Raw genomic sequence first — 232 nt, 5'->3', positions numbered from 1 at the left:
CTTTAGCACTTGGTTTGATTGAGGGTCTAGGTAGCCCCGGATACGTAGCAAGAGACGGTATTCAAGCTGAAGAAATTGTTGATTATTCAATTAAACCATCTCCATTAGAAAGCTTTACTGAAAGCCTAGGCTTATCAATTGGTGAACGTGTTTCAAGCTTATTGAATCGCTCAGATACAGCAATGGAACTGAGGTAATCAGCTCACTGTTTTTTAGATCTCTAGTTAAAATA

The 232-nt window shown here is 38.4% G+C and carries 1 pseudogene; it reads left to right on the top strand.

Annotated features, from left to right (window positions below):
* Window positions 1-197 (top strand): annotated as a pseudogene (locus V6255_RS18315) (S49 family peptidase); the annotation flags it as partial.
* Window positions 198-232 lie beyond the last annotated feature (35 nt).

Origin of the sequence: Psychromonas arctica (assembly GCF_038155225.1) — a bacterium.
GTDB classification, from domain to species: domain Bacteria; phylum Pseudomonadota; class Gammaproteobacteria; order Enterobacterales; family Psychromonadaceae; genus Psychromonas; species Psychromonas arctica_B.
The sequence above is the reverse complement of the archived record's forward strand: the minus strand, read 5'-3'. Positions and strand labels throughout refer to the sequence as shown.